The organism is Sodaliphilus sp., assembly GCF_045598405.1.
In the GTDB taxonomy this organism is placed as follows: Bacteria; Bacteroidota; Bacteroidia; order Bacteroidales; family Muribaculaceae; genus Sodaliphilus; species Sodaliphilus limicaballi.
In genome coordinates, this window is sequence record NZ_JAZLLZ010000023.1 from 1 (window position 1) to 17068 (window position 17068).

12 protein-coding genes and 1 pseudogene are annotated in these 17068 nt (G+C 52.3%); 7 read left to right on the top strand and 6 right to left on the bottom strand.

Annotation, left to right across the window (positions count from 1 at the left end):
• The 4 genes from ACKI3C_RS02260 to ACKI3C_RS02275 form a co-directional block, all read left to right on the top strand.
• A partial coding sequence (locus ACKI3C_RS02260; protein ID WP_407401624.1) for a hypothetical protein occupies window positions 1-274 on the top strand: 274 nt, incomplete at its 5' end.
• Window positions 275-378: 104 nt separating this feature from the next.
• Window positions 379-2046: a putative transporter gene (locus tag ACKI3C_RS02265; RefSeq protein WP_407401626.1), complete on the top strand. Its 1668-nt coding sequence runs from the start codon at window positions 379-381 to the stop codon at window positions 2044-2046.
• Window positions 2047-2151: 105 nt separating this feature from the next.
• Window positions 2152-3048, top strand: a complete 897-nt coding sequence (locus ACKI3C_RS02270; protein WP_407401628.1) for a DMT family transporter — start codon at window positions 2152-2154, stop codon at window positions 3046-3048.
• A 4-nt stretch (window positions 3049-3052) separates the two neighbouring features.
• The gene (locus ACKI3C_RS02275; RefSeq protein WP_407401630.1) at window positions 3053-3556 is read left to right on the top strand and encodes a very short patch repair endonuclease; all 504 of its coding nucleotides are present in this window, start codon (window positions 3053-3055) and stop codon (window positions 3554-3556) included.
• A gap of 10 nt (window positions 3557-3566) precedes the next feature.
• Here the strand turns inward: ACKI3C_RS02275 and ACKI3C_RS02280 are convergent, their stop codons facing one another.
• A complete protein-coding gene (locus ACKI3C_RS02280) occupies window positions 3567-5048 on the bottom strand; it encodes a YncE family protein (protein ID WP_407401632.1) in 1482 nt (493 codons plus the stop codon).
• A 101-nt stretch (window positions 5049-5149) separates the two neighbouring features.
• Between ACKI3C_RS02280 and ACKI3C_RS02285 the strand changes: the two genes are divergently transcribed.
• The 3 genes from ACKI3C_RS02285 to ACKI3C_RS02295 are packed head-to-tail and all read left to right on the top strand — an operon-like array spanning window position 5150 to window position 9969.
• Entirely contained in the window at window positions 5150-5917 is a 768-nt protein-coding gene (locus ACKI3C_RS02285; RefSeq protein ID WP_407401634.1) for a polyprenol monophosphomannose synthase, read from the top strand.
• Window positions 5918-5929: 12 nt separating this feature from the next.
• Complete coding sequence (locus ACKI3C_RS02290; protein ID WP_407401636.1) at window positions 5930-7267, top strand: dihydroorotase; 1338 nt, start codon at window positions 5930-5932, stop codon at window positions 7265-7267.
• Between the two features lie 8 nt (window positions 7268-7275).
• Window positions 7276-9969 (top strand): calcium-translocating P-type ATPase, PMCA-type, encoded by a 2694-nt coding sequence (locus tag ACKI3C_RS02295; protein WP_407401638.1) that lies wholly within the window; start codon window positions 7276-7278, stop codon window positions 9967-9969.
• Between the two features lie 77 nt (window positions 9970-10046).
• Here the strand turns inward: ACKI3C_RS02295 and ACKI3C_RS02300 are convergent, their stop codons facing one another.
• The 5 genes and pseudogenes from ACKI3C_RS02300 to ACKI3C_RS02320 form a co-directional block, all read right to left on the bottom strand.
• Window positions 10047-10589, bottom strand: coding sequence for a GYF domain-containing protein (locus tag ACKI3C_RS02300; protein ID WP_407401640.1), 543 nt, complete (start codon window positions 10587-10589; stop codon window positions 10047-10049).
• A 76-nt stretch (window positions 10590-10665) separates the two neighbouring features.
• Window positions 10666-10881, bottom strand: a pseudogene (locus tag ACKI3C_RS02305) (hypothetical protein); the annotation flags it as partial.
• 12 nt (window positions 10882-10893) lie between these two features.
• The gene (locus tag ACKI3C_RS02310; protein ID WP_407401642.1) at window positions 10894-11328 is read right to left on the bottom strand and encodes a GYF domain-containing protein; all 435 of its coding nucleotides are present in this window, start codon (window positions 11326-11328) and stop codon (window positions 10894-10896) included.
• Window positions 11329-11349: 21 nt separating this feature from the next.
• Window positions 11350-12468, bottom strand: coding sequence for a serine hydrolase domain-containing protein (locus ACKI3C_RS02315; RefSeq protein ID WP_407401644.1), 1119 nt, complete (start codon window positions 12466-12468; stop codon window positions 11350-11352).
• Window positions 12469-12580: 112 nt separating this feature from the next.
• Window positions 12581-16546 carry an RICIN domain-containing protein gene (locus ACKI3C_RS02320; RefSeq protein ID WP_407401646.1) on the bottom strand — a complete coding sequence of 1322 codons (3966 nt, stop codon included), beginning with the start codon at window positions 16544-16546 and terminating at the stop codon, window positions 12581-12583.
• Window positions 16547-17068: the final 522 nt, after the last annotated feature.

Below are 17068 nucleotides of genomic sequence, written 5' to 3' on the forward strand. Positions count from 1 at the left end.
CCCAGTTGCAATCCCCTACCCCCCTGCGGCGGTCCAGCCATCTCCGGTTCTCCCAGCGGCGGTTTCAAGTTGCCCAGTTGATTGTGCTCCATCATGGTTCACCCATTATTTTTGCACAAAAACAAGAGAAATGAAACACACCACAAGCAACCCACTTCCGTTTTGGACCAGAAAATTGGTCCAAAACACCTCGAAAAAAGTGATAAAAGTGATAAATCCGATAAAATCGATAATAACGATAATCTCGATAAAATCGATAAAAACGAAAAAATAAAGATTTCCATAATAAAACCAGCTTTATAGATTTCACTTTTTGAAAATAACCCTGCGTCACACACTACTAATATAATAAAAAATGAGTAACTTTGCACCTTGATTATGAATGAATGGTTACATAGCGTTATCATAGAGCACTCGGCTGTGCAAGCCGTCATTGTGCTATCTATACTGTGTGCCTGCGGCTTGACTCTGGGCAAGGTCAAGGTGTGGGGCATCTCGCTAGGCGTGACGTTTGTCTTTTTCCTAGGCATCATGGCCGGCAGCCTAGGGCTCTCCATCGACCCGATGATGCAGCGATATGCCCAAGACTTCGGACTCGTGCTGTTTGTCTATGCACTCGGTGTGCAGGTTGGCCCAGGCTTCTTCAACTCGCTGCACAACAGCGGGCTGTCGCTCAATCTGCTGGCACTATGCGTCGTGTTATTGAGCCTTGTGCTCACCGTGCTCATGCCCTGGACTTGCGGCATCAACCTTGCCGACGCCGTGGGCATCATGTGCGGTGCCACGACCAACACCCCGGCACTCGCTGCCGCACAGCAAACTCTCTCGTCGCTCAACGTCTCGGCCACCGGCGCCGCTCTGGGATGCGCTGTCACCTATCCCATGGGCGTGGTGGGGGTGATTCTGGCGTTGCTCTTCATGCGCAAACTCATGGCCAAGACACATCACCTCATCATCAAGCCCGACAATGAGGATGCCGACACCACCTTCATCGCTGCCTACCAAGTGCACAACCCCGGCATTTTCGGTAAAAAAGTGGCCGATGTGGCCGAGATAAGTCACCTCAAGTTTGTCATCTCACGCATGTGGCGCAACGGAAAAGTGAGCATCCCCTCATCGCAAACCGTCCTCGAAGAAGGCGACAGGCTGCTCGTGATCACCAACGAGGAAGACTCTGATGCAATGACTATTCTCTTCGGCGAACAGGAAAACACCGATTGGAACAAAGATGACATCGACTGGAACGCTATCGACAGCAACTTGAGTTCGCAAGCTATACTCATCACCAAGTCAAATATCAACGGACGACGCCTGGGGTCGCTGCACCTGAGACGTCACTACGGAGTGAACATCAGCCGCATCAACCGCAACGGCGTGCAGCTGCTTGCCACCCCCGACCTGCGCTTGCTGCTGGGCGACCGGCTCATCGTGGTGGGCGAGGACGAATCTATAAAAAACGTTGAGAAAGTGCTGGGCAACGCCGTGGCCGACCTCAACGAGCCCAAACTCATCTCTGTGTTTGTGGGCATGACACTAGGCCTCCTGCTGGGAAGCATACCCATCGTCCTGCCTGGCATTTCTACACCAGTGAAACTTGGTCTCGCTGGCGGTCCCATCATCGCCGGCATTCTCATGGGAACATTCGGTCCTCGCATACACATGAACAGTTACACAACACAGAGTGCCAACCTCATGTTGCGTGCCATAGGCCTTGCGCTGTATCTCGCTTGCCTGGGACTCGATTCAGGCCCCGACTTCCTCTCCACCGTGATGCGTCCAGAGGGAGCCACATGGCTTGCGGCAGGTTTTGTGCTCACAGTGGTGCCAGTGCTCATCGTGGGCATCATCGCACTGCGAGTCATGAACCTCGACTACGGCACTGTGTGCGGCATGCTCAGCGGGGCAATGGCTAATCCCATGGCAATGAACTATTCCAGCGACACTCTGTCAAGCGACCGGCCCAGCCTAGCCTATGCCACAGTCTATCCATTGAGCATGTTCGTCAGGGTAATCCTGGCACAAGTCCTGCTGCTGGTGTTCTTGTAGCAACCAATAACCAATAAACCCAATAACCAATAACCAATAACCAATAACCAATAACCCATAACCAATAACCAATAACCAATAACCAATAACCAATAACCAAAAAAAATGTCCTCCAAGGCAAAAGGATTTATAGAAGCTCTCATCTCGTCATGCACCTTCGGCATGATACCATTATTCTCCATGCCGTGTCTCGACGCTGGCATGGACACCGTCACTGTGATCACTCATCGCTACGGACTTGGCAGCGTGGCAATGCTCATCATCATGCTGTGCCAGCGCCAATCGCTCAAAATCACCTGGCACGACGCATGGCACATCTTCATTCTCGCCATCTTCAACAATCTGGGTGCATTCACACTCATTTACGGATATCAGTTCATGGATAGCGGCGCCGCCACTACCATACAGTTCTCCTACCCCATCTTCACATGCATCATCATGATGATGTTCTTCCACGAGCGTGTCACACTGCGCATTGCCACAGCCATCGTGCTCGCAGTAGCGGGCGTGGCGTGCCTGTCGGGCTACGTGCCGGGGCAGGGCAACATCTCATGGATCGGTGTGGGCATCGAACTCCTTGCCGGTCTCACCTACGCCATTTACCTCGTCCTTGTGCCCGTGTTCAAGGTGCGCAACTTAGAGAGCAGCAAGCTCACCTTCTTCGTGTTCCTTTTCAGCACGTTACAGCTGCTGGCAGTCTCGCCAGTGGCCATCGACGGAGGCTTCCATGTGGCAACCGAACCCAGGCTTATAGGCTATCTCCTGCTGCTAGGACTCATACCCACGGCAATATCCAATTTCATGTTGATTTTGGGACTCAAAAAGATAGGCAGCACGCTCACATCAATACTTGGCGCAATGGAACCGCTCACCGCCATGCTCATAGGTGTGCTCTACATGGGCGAGCAGTTCACGTGGCTCATAGGCATTGGATTTGTTGCCATCATCGTGTCGGTGCTGCTGCTCATTTTCCAGAAACACACATCACAAGCCCCCGCATGACACTATGGTAGATAAAATGACACCACAGCAACGCCATCACTGCATGAGCAGCATCAAGGGCAAGGATACTCGTCCCGAGATAGTTGTGCGGCAATTCCTGTGGAGTCATGGATACCGCTACCGTCTGCACCGCAAGAACTTGCCTGGTCGTCCCGACATAGTGATAGGCAGGCTCAAAGTCGTTATATTCGTCAACGGGTGCTTTTGGCACGGCCACAGCTGTCAGAAGCGTAGCCCTGAAACCAACAAACAATACTGGCACGACAAGATATACAACAACCGCATTCGTGACTACAAGAACCATAGCGACCTCGAGTCGCAAGGCTGGCTGGTAATCGTGTTGTGGGAATGTCAGCTCACACGTGTCCATCGCCGCCAAGCCACGCTTGACCAACTCCTTGCCACGCTACACCTTCTTGAGCATCCCACACTTCGTCCTTACCAACTTCCCACAGCCGACGACGACGTCCCCACCCTAGCCGCCGAAGATCCTGAAATCTACGGTTAAGGCAAGTTCATCACTTGCGGCGTGAGCGGATGTAAGCAACGAGGATTAGCAGGGCAAGTGCCGCGCCTGCTATCCACCAGATGTGATCTTTGACCCAATCGCTGGTTGGCAGTGCACTTCCCTCCTGCGGAGTGTTGGCGGTGTCTTTGGCTGCAACGCTGTCGGCAGGTGCGACGGGAGCAGGGTCACTCGACACTTCGGGCTCGGCATACTCCACCTTGAAGAGGTCAACGGCATTGCCGCCGCCCATGCCAGCACGTCCTTGCGAAGTGGTGACGATGAAACTGCCGTCGGTAGAGATGTGCAGGCCCACGGGATAGGAATCAACGGTGACCTGGAGAATGGTCTTCATTGTGCGGGTGTCCACCACATAGAGTTCGCTGGCCGAGTTGCATGCGGCGAAGATGAAATTGCCGCTGGGCGATGCCTCAATGGTGCGAGCGCCACCGCCCACCTTGCAGGTTTGCCAAGCACCGGCATTGATGCTCTTGCCGCTGCGCTGGGCTATGGCGTTAGTGATTTTCTCAAGCGGCAAGCGGCACACGAGTCCCGCCGAGTTGCAGCTAGCATAGAGGTAGCCGTTCTTGATGATGAGGTGACGCGGATTGCTGATGCCGCTTATCCTGCCTATATATTCACGAGACTTCATGTCGATGACAGCAATGCCGTCGCCACCCATGAGGCCCACATAGAGGTAGCGGTCGTCGGGGGCAAAGACAGTGCCGCGCAGCTTGTAACCGCTGTTGCTGTCACGGTCCACGCTCGACGAGAGTGAGAAGTTGAGTTGCAGTTCATGCTCAATCACAACGTATGGCAGGTGGTGCCACTTCTTGGGATCAGAGTCGCTGATGTCGATGAGTCCCACGGTGTTGTTGCCCCAGTGTGTCACCGCAACGGTGCGGTTGTCGTGCGACACTGCCACCATCTTGGGCAGCGGACCGGTCTCCATCATGCGCACGATGCTATCGGTGCGAGTGTCGATGATTGCCATAGCACTGGGATCCTGTGCGTTGATGTCAAATGTGCGGCGATAGTAAGGCACCCACAAGTAGCGACCGCCATGCGAGAAGGCGCTTTCCACAGGCTTGCCACCGAAGGAGCGTGAAGCACCGTCGGGGTAATGCGTGAACTTGTAATACTCGCTGGGGGTGTTCCACAGCTCTCCCTGCCCCGACTTGAAGTTGTGACGGATCACCTTTACCTTCTTATTGGTCTTCATGTCATACACCACTGTGGCACAACCTTCAAGGGAGTTGACATAGTAGCGAGAACCATCGGGATGGAAATTCACCGACTTGGGCGAGAGGATATCCTCGTCGCGAGTGGCTGTGTCCTGGTAATTATAGTTTTGCTTCTTTCCGATGCAAGTGATAGTCAACGCACCGCCGTCGGCTGTTATCTTATCGCCTATGCGAGAGTGACGCACCGATACCTGGGCAAATGCGCAAAGCACTATTGCAACGGCCGCTAAAAGTGTAAAATATCGCTTCATATTAGTGAATTATTTAAAATTTTCCACAAAGATAATAGAAAAATTGCTCATGGTAAAGAAATAAATAGTAACTTTGTATTTTAGAAGAAAAAAGTATAGTTATGAGATCAGACAGCGTAGTTATCATACCTACATACAACGAGAAGGAAAACATCGAAAAAATGATAGAAACAGTGCTCGGCATTGAAGAGCACAGCTTCGACATGCTCATCATCGACGACAACTCGCCCGACGGCACTGGCGACATCGTGGACGCCATAGCCAGCCGCGAGCCTCGCGTGAACGTGCTGCACCGCACTGGCAAACTGGGACTAGGCACGGCCTACATCACCGGTTTCAAGTGGGCGCTCGAGCAGGGATATGAATTTATCATCGAAATGGATGCCGACTTCTCGCACCCGCCGCGCAAGTTGCTCGAACTGCACGAGGCATGTGCCCACCAGGGTGCCGACGTGGCAGTGGGATCACGATATCTCACTGGCGTGAACGTGGTGAACTGGCCTATGGGGCGTGTGCTCATGTCCTACTATGCGTCGGCCTACGTGCGCATCGTCACTGGACTCAAAGTGCGCGACACTACTGCTGGTTTTGTGTGCTACAGGCGCGAGGTGCTTGAAGCTATCAACCTCGACTCCATCGAATTCAAGGGCTATGCTTTCCAGATCGAAATGAAATTCACCGCCTATCGCATGGGATTCAAAATCAAGGAAGTGCCCATCGTCTTTGTCAACCGCGTGCTGGGCACCAGCAAGATGAACAGCAGCATCTTTGGCGAGGCAGTGTTCGGCGTGATGAAACTGCGCTTCGAGGCTATCTTCGGCTCAAAGAAGTTCAAGCGTCGCGACAAACAGCTCACTGCAAGCAAATAACCCTTTCACATCATGGAACTGATTCACAACGGCATTATCGTCAATGAAGGAACCGCACAGCGCGGATTTATAGTAATCAATGGTGGATATATTGCCCGAGTGGGCACTGGCGATGCGTCACAAGAACTCATCGACGTGTGCGACACCGTGACCGATGCCCGCGGAGCCTACGTCATGCCCGGTGTTATCGACGACCACGTGCACATGCGCGAACCAGGACTCACCCACAAGGCAACCATGGCGAGCGAGAGCCGTGCGGCCGTGGCTGGAGGCATAACCTCGGTAATGGACATGCCCAACGTGAAGCCCACTACCACCACTAGCGAAGCCATTGCCCACAAGATGAATATCGCACGAGAATCATCAATGGTCAACTACAGTTTCTACATAGGTGCCACCAACGACAACATAGACACGCTCAAAGGCATTGATTACAGCCGTGTGTGCGGCGTGAAGGTGTTCATGGGTTCATCAACCGGAGGTATGCTGGTCAACGATACCACCGCACTGCGACGCATCTTCAAGGAAATAAATGCCGTCCTCGCTGTGCACTGCGAGGACGAGGACATCATAGCACGCAACCGCCAGGACATGATAGACAAGCATGGCGACGACCTGCCCGTGACAATGCACACGGCCATACGCAGCGAAGAAGCATGCTACAAGAGCACCGATACTGCTGTCAAGCTCGCCCAGGAATGTCACACAAGGCTTCATGTGCTACACATTTCCACGGCACGCGAACTCGAACTGTTCAGCACCAAACACCCCGACATCACATGCGAGGCATGCGTGGGACACCTGTGGTTCTGCGACAATGACTACGACAGGCTGGGTAACCGCATCAAGGTGAATCCGTCAATCAAGACCGCCAGCGACCGCGACGCGCTGCGCAAGGCTGTGAGCAGCGGAGTGATCAACCTCATAGCCACCGATCATGCACCCCATCTGCTCGACGAGAAACAAGGAAACTGCATCACGGCAGCATCGGGCATGCCCTTGGCACAATTTTCGCTAGTAACAATGTTGGAGATGGTTGAGCAAGGTACATTCACTGTGGAAACCATCGTGGAGCGCATGTGCCATGCCCCGGCACGTCTGTTCGACATCGACCGCCGCGGCTTCCTGCGTCCCGGTTACCATGCCGACATCGCAATAGTGCAACGCTGCGAAACACCGCACACAGTGACCGATGACGACGTGCTATCGCTGTGCGGGTGGACACCGCTTGCCGGCACACAGCTGCACCACCAGGTGATTGCAACCTATGTCAACGGCACCAAGGCGTGGAACAACGGTTCCCTTGCCGAAGAACCTTGCGGAACTCCTCTCAAATTCATCAAAAACTGAATAATTTAATGACCGATAACAAGCAACATATCACAGGACTCACTTCACAGCAGGTAACCGAGAGCCGCGCGAGACATGGTGCTAACGTGCTCACCCCTCCCAAGCGCACCTCACTGTGGATCCAGTTTTTGGAAAAATTCAACGACCCGCTCATCAAGATTTTGCTCATTGCCCTATTCCTCTCGGCAGGCATCGCGGCCTATGAATACTTCAACATAAAGGACTCGTTGGGAGTCCTGCTTGAGCCCACGGGCATCTTCGTAGCTATCGTGCTTGCAACTCTGGTGGGATTCTTGGTAGAAGTGAATGCCAACAAGAAATTCGAATTGCTCAACAAGACCAACGATGATATTCCGGTAAAGGTGAAACGCAATGGCAGCATCACCTCGGTACCACGACGCGATGTGGTGGTGGACGACATTGTCCTGCTTGAAGCAGGCGAGAAAGTACCAGCCGACGGCATTCTGCTCAACAGCATGACAATGAGCGTGAACGAAAGTTCGCTCACTGGCGAACCGCTAGCCCACAAGTCGCACCGCGAGGAAGACGTGGCACAAGAAACTAACGCCACCTATCCCATGAACATGGTGATGCGAGGTTCCACCGTGGTCGAGGGGCATGGCACAATGCAGGTGACACAGGTGGGTGATGCCACCGAGTATGGCAAGGTATATACCGATGCTCAGATTGACAACCAGCTAGAAACTCCGCTCATGAAGCAGTTCGACAAGCTGGGACGAGTCATCGCCTACGGCAGCTACATCATTGCCGCACTCATAGTGATAGGGCGTGCTATCGTGTTCTTCATGAGCGGCATACCCGACAACAGCCTGGAGATCATACACTACACCGTGCAGACTATAATGCTGGCAGTATCGCTCATCGTGGTGTCAGTGCCGGAGGGTCTGCCCATGAGCGTGACGTTAAGCCTTGCATTGAGCATGCGACGCATGTTGCAAAGCAACAACCTGGTGCGCAAGATGCACGCATGCGAGACTATGGGTGCAACAACAATCATCTGCACCGACAAGACAGGCACCCTCACCAAGAACCAAATGCAAGTAGCGAGTGCCCACTTCTATCAACTGGGCGAAGACCCCGCACTAGGCAAGGATGAAGCCAGCGCAATAATCAGCGAGAGCATCGCTTGCAACTCCACTGCCTTTATCGACGACAAAGGCAAGGCTCTGGGCAATCCCACCGAGGGAGCACTACTGTTATGGCTGCAAGGTCATGGAGTCGATTACATCGCACTGCGCGAGGCAACACAAGTCATCGCGCAACTCCCATTCAGCACCGAGCGCAAGTACATGGCCACCGCAGTGGTGAGCAGCCTCACAGGCAAGAAACTGCTGCTTGTGAAAGGCGCTAGCGAAATAATGTGGAAATATTGCGGCGGCGTGGCAGGACGCGAAGAAGCAACTAGCGACAAGTTGCCCGAATACATTGCCAGCGAACTGCTTCAATACCAAGACCGTGCCATGCGCACACTAGGATTTGCCTACTGTGAATTGCCGCAGGACTTCAACCCATCAAGCACTCTGTCGCTCGACCACTGCCCGGCGCTCACATTCCTGGGCATAGTGGCAATAAGCGACCCGGTGCGTGAAGAAATCCCCGAAGCTATCAAGACATGCCGGAGCGCCGGCATCGACGTGAAAATAGTGACTGGCGACACTCCGCACACGGCACGCGAGGTGGGACGACAAGCCGGACTGTGGAACGATAGCGATGACACCAGCGACGAGTCAATACTCACCGGTCCCGAATGGCAGGCATTGAGCGATGAGGAAGCTTCGCAACGTGCTCACTCGCTCAAAATACTCGCCCGTGCTCGCCCCGACGACAAGGCACGCCTTGTGAGACTGCTGCAAGCAAGCGACGAGGTTGTGGCGGTGACAGGCGACGGCACCAACGATGCTCCGGCCCTCAATGCTGCGCAAGTGGGACTCTCCATGGGCGACGGAACCAGCGTGGCAAAGGAAGCCAGCGACATCACTATCATGGACAACTCATTCTCCAGCATCAGCAAGGCTGTGCTGTGGGGACGTTCTCTGTATCGCAATATCCAGCGATTCATCCTGTTCCAACTCACAGTCAATGTGTGTGCATGCCTTGTGGTTGCCCTGGGTTCGTTCATGAGCAAGCAGCCCACGCTCACCGTGACCCAGATGCTATGGGTGAACCTCATCATGGACACCTTTGCAGCACTTGCGCTTGCATCATTGCCTCCTAACTTCAATGTGATGAAAGACATGCCGCGACGTGCCACCGACAGCATCATCACACGCCCGATGACAGCATTCATTGCTGGTTGCGGATTGTTGTTCTCGGCCATCATGCTTGGGGCATTCTACTTCCTGCTCAACCATCACAGCACAAGCGGCGCATCGCTGCACGACATGACGATAGAACCACAAGAGGTTTCGATATATTTCACTACATTTGTGTTCCTCCAATTCTGGAACCTGTTCAATGCCAAGTCATTTGCCAGCGGACACAGTGCATTCCACAATATCAAGGAAAGCAAATTGTTCTTTGCCACGATACTGGTTATCTTAGTGGGTCAAATACTCATCGTGCAGTATGGCGGCAGTATGTTTGCATGCGTACCCATGACGTTCAAGCAGTGGCTATACATCATAGGCGGCACATCGGTGATCATGATAGCCGGCGAACTATATCACCTGGTGCGCCGATAACACACCAAAGATTCCTTCAAAAAACAGGCTGCACTCCTTGTGGGGAATGCAGCCTTAATATTATTTTAATCTATTTATTAATATCCGCTAGCGGCAGCACCAATCAAAATGAAAAAATACACAAAATAGAATATACCCAGGAGCAAATATTGGACAACGCCAGCAATGAGGCCGTATTTTACCCATTTCTTTGCATCCTGTGATTTCTGCTCTGCCTCGGCATATCTTCCTGCATTGTAGGCCGAACTAACGCCAGACGCATGCACAAGACCAATGATACCGAAAATCTGGCAGCAGCACAACATAATACCAATAGATTCTGCCAAATAAGTCTTGGGCATGGGACCTGTGGGCTGCTGCACTGGGGGCTGCACATAGGCAGGGGCAGCATAACCGCCAACGGGTGCCGCATACCCTCCGGCGGGTGCCGCAGGTGCTGCATAACCGCCAACAGGGGCAGAGGTTATGTAAGCAGCAAGTTCAGGAAGAGTGCTCGCTGGTACCCATGAAGCCATACCTTCTTTCCACACAAGTGTTGATGGTGTCAAGCCTTGAGACATCAATTCATATTCTTCGAAGGGACCTTGTTGTTGTCCATTCACGCTGATAAAGTATTTCATAACAATTATATTTTTTTGCAAATATAGCAATAACTACTCGAATTGCCAAACAAACGTTACAAAAAACTAACAATTATCAATACTTGGGGCTGGGGCCATATTCGTTGTCACCAGGCTGCGAGTCGCATACATAGAAGTAAAGCAATGCAAAACTATATGCAATATTGCAAAGATATAGAATAATATATACTACCCAAAGTGATGTATCGCCATTAAACTGTATCAGAAAAGTCACGATGTTGAGTGGTATAGACAGCAGCAGGCTTGCTCCATACCACCATCCACTGCGGCCAGTGTCGTGAAGTCATCGCACGCACACTGCAATAGAAGGGATGAAAACTGCTAGAAAACCGATACCGCAGGTGAATAGCGTGATGATAAAAGACCATAGCGAAAAATACCAGAACTCTGAACGGCGGGCACGGCCAGAGAAGTCGAAATACTTAGAGAAGCAAATCTTCAACGCGTCAACGAAGCCAACGTTTTTATCGACAGGAGGTCTTTGCGGACCATATACGGGCGGCGCATAGACGGGCTGTTGATAAGCGGGTTGTGTGTAGGGTGGTTGGGGTGGCATTTGGGCGAACAAGGGTGCAATCTCGGCAACGTCCTTTGCCGGCAACCATTGAGTCATTCCGTCACACCACACGAGGGTTTCGGGAGTTACACCCTCGGCTAGTAACTGATTTACAGGGAAGGGACCAGTTTGCTGGCCGTTTTTCGCTACGTAAAAATCCATAATCAATAGTTTTTAAATATGTTATAAAATAATGTTTTCTATTGCTGTTTGGGTTGACCATCGGTCACGGTCGTTGCGGTTTTCGAGCATCACCACCACTTTGCCACTATCTTCAAACTTGGCGAGATAAGCCTGAAATCCGCCGTTGTCACCAGTATGATAGACCTTGCGCTCGCGGCCGGGTGTTGTGTCGATGAACCATCCCAGGCCGTAGTGGGTGTGCGGACGGTTCTGGTAGCCACACACGGTGCTTGACGACACATCAGTAATGCAGCTATAAGCCTTGCGTTTCAGTTTCTCGCTGATGAGAGCATTGCTTGAAAGAGCGTTTTCCCATCGCAACAAGTCACGGCAGGTTGAGTAGAGTCCGCCGTCGGCCTTGGTGGCAAAGAATGTCTCGATGCCATACTCACACACTGCCCAGTGACGCCCCTCGCCGTCAACATGGTCGTTATCTACTTTGCTGCGGTGTTTCTCGTAGTCGGCATCAATGCCGCTCACCACGGTGTCCTCGTTGATGATGTAACCATGGGCGGTGTGAGGGGTCTCGCGACCGGGCTCGAAGTAGAAAGTAGATGCCATGCCCAGCGGCTTGAATATTTCCTGCTGCTGGTAGTCGTCAAAGTCCATGCCTGTGACTCTCTCGATGATGCCGAAGAGCAACTGGTAAGTGGGATTGATATAGTCGTAGGTCTCGCCTGGAGCAAACTTGAAAGTGTCGAGGCTAGTCATGTATTCAAGGCTCTGGCGGTCGGTGCAATAGAGCATGAAGTTGCGGTCGGTGCGCGGACGCAGGTCGGGCACACCCGAGCAGTGGCTCATCACGTGCCACAACTTGATGTCGCGCCAGTGCGGACTCTTGAACTCGGGAAAATACTTGGCAATGCTGTCGTCAAGGCTCACCAACCCACGGTCAACAAGCCGTAGCAGTCCCACCGAGGCAAACTGCTTGGAAATTGACGCCACGTTGAACACCGTGTCGGCATCTATTAGACGACCCGACTGCATGTCGGCTAGGCCTCGATAAAACTCATACTCGACCTCACCGCCAGCGGCAATCAGCACAGCTCCGCCAGGAGCGTCGTCGCGATACATGGGCGACAGCAACAGGTCAAGCGATTTCTTGGTATCTTCTTTCATGCTTCAAAGTTACACATAAATTTATAATTTCACGTTAACAGAATCGGTAAAAAAGAACACTGGCCGGAGTTTTTTGCTCCAGCCAGTGTTTGTTAAAGTGGAATGTGATGAATTACTTCATGATTTTCTTCACGTCCTTGCTGCCGTCGGTGTAGTTAGTTACTACCACATTGATGCCGTCGAATGGACGATCGCTCACCTGACCGTTGATGTTGATGTACTGAACATCCTTGACAGTCTTGACATCGACTTCGTTGATACCGCTCACCTCTTCAGGGGCAACCACACCCTCGCCAGTATTGTAAACCACGGGAGTCCTAGATGCCGCATAGCCGTTGAAGCCGTGCTGACGCACGATTGAAGGATAGTCCTTGAAGCAGATGTCGGTGTCGATTCCGGCACCATAAGCAAGACCTTGCGATGAAGCGCCCGATGTGTACTGGAACATACCGTAACGGGTCTTATACTTCTGGGTATAGTTATCTACATAGTTAGCGTAAGGATAGTTTGCAATCCAGCACTCATACTTCTGGCAGATTTGTGCTGTGGGAACCCAGTGGCCGCTGTAATCCTCGTCGAGCCATGAAGCATAACCGTAGAGACCCACGAGATAGCCTTGAGAAGCCACGCGGTTGAGGAATGTCATGCACAGGTTGTAAGAGTCTGAACCGTAAGCACAGGGATCCTCGAAGTCGAAGTAGATGGGGTATTCAAACTTCTTGCCGGCAATGTAGCTGAGGCACTGGTTAGCCTCATACAATGCCTCTGAAGGAGTTGAAGCGTAAGAGTAGAAGTACACGCCCACGTCGAGGCCGGCAGCCTTGGCAGCCTGGTAGTATTCCTCAAAGCGGTAGTCCTTGCGGCTCACGAAACCGCAACGCAGGATCACATAGCTGTAACCAGCATTCTTGAGAGCCTGGAAGTTGTAGCCCACGCCCTGATGCTCTGACACATCAACACCATAAGCGAGTATGTTGCCCGAACCGCCGCGGCCTCCCTGGTAGGTTGCATAGCCGTTGCCGGTGGCAGCAGTCGCTGTGGTAGAAGTGAAACTCCACTTCTGTGCTACGGTGTTGTTGTTGGTCCATATCTGGACGTTAGAACCATTGGCGATGTTGCCGCCGTTCACGTCAAGCGAGAGGTTGCTGTTGAGCTTGCTCACAAGGCGATAAGAACCATCCTCGTTGTGAACGGGTTTCCACAGCTGTGCAGGTGTGCCGTTCCAGTCATATATCTGAACGTTAGTGCCAGCCTCTGCTTTGCCGTTGTCCACGTCGAGAGCCTTGCCGCTGTTCACGTCCTTGATTGAGTAGTAGCCATCGCCCTCCTCGTTGAGTTTGAACTTGTGGTGGTTGGCAGTGCTCACTGTCTCCCACAGTTCAAGATTGGTGCCATTGTCAGTGTTGGCGCCGGTTACATCAAGTCCATAGACGGTGTTGCCGAAGCAAGAGATATGGTAAGTTCCGTTAGCCACGGGAACATCAATGGTTCCGGCCGACACGGCGTTGCTGTTGCCAGCCTCGTCGTAGGCATAGATGTGGGTGATGTAGAAACCAAACTCATTCTTGTGGTCGCTCTTCTTGACTGTGAAAGAAGCCGTGTTGCCGTTGATGGCAGCCTCGTGCCACTTGATGTCGTCCTGACCGTTAGTATTGGTCCATGTGGGCATCTTCACTGAAGTCACGCCCACATTGTCATTGACAGTACAAGTCACGGTGTAGCCTGCCTGGCTGATATTGCTGATCTTGACGTCGGTGATCACAGGTTTCTCGGTGTCAACCACAACCTCGGGAACAGTGACTGCGGGAGCAGCCTTGGATGTCTTGTTGTCCTGGTTGTTGTAGGCATAGACGTGTGTGATGTAGGTGCCACGCTCGTTCTTGTGGTCGGCAATCTTGATATTGCAAGTTGCGGTGTTGCCGTTGATAGTGGCCTGGTGCCAAACGATGTCGTCCTGGCCGCCGGCTGCGGTCCATGTGGGCATCTTCACTTCCTTGATGCCGTTCTTGTCGGTAACGGTGCAAGAAACGGTGTAACCGCTGGGAGTGACATTAGTTACCTTGATGTCGCTGATGACGGGAACTGTCTTCTCGGTCGAAACACTGGTGAACATCCACTTCTGTGCCAGTGTGCCGTTGCCCACATAGCCTTGGATATTGGTGCCGTCGGCAAGTGTGCCGCCGTTGATGTCAAGGAAGAGTCCCTTCTTGTTAATAATGTAATAAGCGCCATTGCCTGCGTCCTTGATAGCCCACTGTTGAGCGTCGTTGGTTGCGGCAGTGTTGGCATACTGCTGCACATTGGCAAAATTGTCGATGCCAGCGTTTTCCACGTCGAGGGCCTTGCCCGAATGATGGGCCACGATTGAGTAGAAGCCGTTGCTCAAATACTTGATCTCCCACTTCTGGTTATCGGCAGTGCTGATGGTGTAGAGAAGCACATTAGCATGGTCGTCCTTTGACGCGTGGTCCACGTCGAGACCCAGGTTCTTGTTGGTCACGCTGCGTATTTGGTAGAGGCCGTTAGCCAGTGTCTGGGTACCATCGACAGTGACAAATTTCCACTTTTGAGCCTCGGTAGAGTTTCCGCACCAACCGCCTATGTTAGAACCGTTGGCCACGGCACCGTTGGCGATGTCGAGGAAACGTCCGTTCTTGTTGATGATGTAGAAGTTGCCGTTGCCAGCATCCTTGAGCATCCACATCGATGCAGCGTCATTAGCGGAATAGTCGTGCTGCTGCACGTTGGCATAGCCCTTGTATTCAGCGCCGTGCACGTTGAGTGCCTTGCCGCTGTGCTTGGCGATGATTGAGTAGTAGCCATTGCCCAGATACTTCACTGTCCACTTCTGGTTAGCTCCGTTGCCCACTTCCCACAGGTGCACATTGGCAGCATTGGCAGTAGAAACGCCTTCCACGTCAACGCCATAGTTGAAGTTCTTGGCCGAGCGGATGTTGTAGTCGCCATCGGGGAGAGTCTGACCGCCATCGACAGCGATGAAGATCCACTTCTGGGCATCGCTCTTGTTGCCAGTCCAACCCTGGATGTTAGTTCCGTTGGCAATAGTGCCGCCGTTCACGTCCATGTACAGGCCATTGTGGTTGACGATGTAGTAAGCACCGTCGCCTGCATCTTGGAGCGACCAGTTCTGCACATCAGTGCCATCGATCTCATACTGCTGCACATTGGTGCCGGCAGTCGAGCCCGCAAGCTTGAAGTCGAGGTTCTTGCCCGAATGAACGGCCTGGATGTTGTAGTGGTCGTCCTTGAAGGTCATCTTGAAGTGCTGCTGATTAGAGCCCACATACTCCCACAGCTGCACATTGGCCTCGTTGGCCTGCGATCCTGCATCAATGTCAAGGCCATACTTCATGTCGCCGTAGCAAGCGATGCGGTAGGTGCCATTGGGCAGGTTCTGGCTGCTCTGGGTAGTAGTGGTGGTAGTGCCGCCGCCGTTATTACCGCCGCCGTTGCCATAATTGGTGTTGGCAGTGATGTTGTAGGACGAAACATACCAGTAACTGCTCACGTTGGCAAGGACATTCTCCTGAGTGCCAAGGTACTGTCCCTGCAAAGTATTAGTGATGGGACGGCGTCCGAAGTAACCCGACCACGAAGTGTCGGCACTGTACACGATGCCGTTCTCAACATCGGTCACCCACTGGCCATGAGGGATGCTGGGAGTGTAGATCACCACGCCCTCAGGGTGAGCAGCGAGGATATTCTGCAACGATGCCACAGTGAGGCCATTAGTGTAGGCATAGTTCACTGTGATCGAGTTGCCGGCATAGTTCCAAGTGAAACTATTGCGCATGCCCACACCCTCGAGCCAGCCGATGGGTTCGAGAGAGTCTTCGGTAATAGCTGTCCATGTAGAGTTGTTGCTCAGGTACATGCGGGCACGCAACATCATAGCATTGCCTACAAGAGTGCAAGTCACAGCACCCACCTGGGTAAGATACAAGTCGTTGGGGTAAGGAACACCAGCGCTTGCCCGGGGAGACATAAACATGCCGGCACACACCATCACGACGGTAATCCAGGCACGCATTGTCTTTGCGATTTGTTTAATTTTCATAATTTTAGTTTGCCTTGTGTAAATATAAATTTTTCTGTAAGTTTATAATCTTTATTTGGGTTTATATGCTTGCTACCTTCTATAAGGTGAATTGTAACAAGATTCAACTTTAGCTTTTATAATAAATGATGCTAATTTATTGTCCAGTAGGACAATATCTGAATAACCCCCACCGCCGAGCGTAGTGGCGGTGGGGGTATAGGTAAACCGCAAAAATGCGTCCAGCAGGACGCTAATCGGAGCAAATTGGTGAGACTCAAATGGTTCCATATGCTAAAGTTGAGTTATATAAATTCTGTGAAATCTGTGAGATCTGAGCGGGGAGTCCCTAAATACTCTATTGGTGAATAGTTACTCGCAATAGAAGCAGAAAATGCCATCACAGGGACGTCCCTATGATGGCATTTTAAACTCTTAAACCCTTAAACATTTAAACCTTTACAAAGTTACCAGCGGTCGGTGCGGAAAGGGGTGAGGGGCAGTGAGCCGTCGGTTGAGCGCACGTTGTTGGCGGGGTTGTCG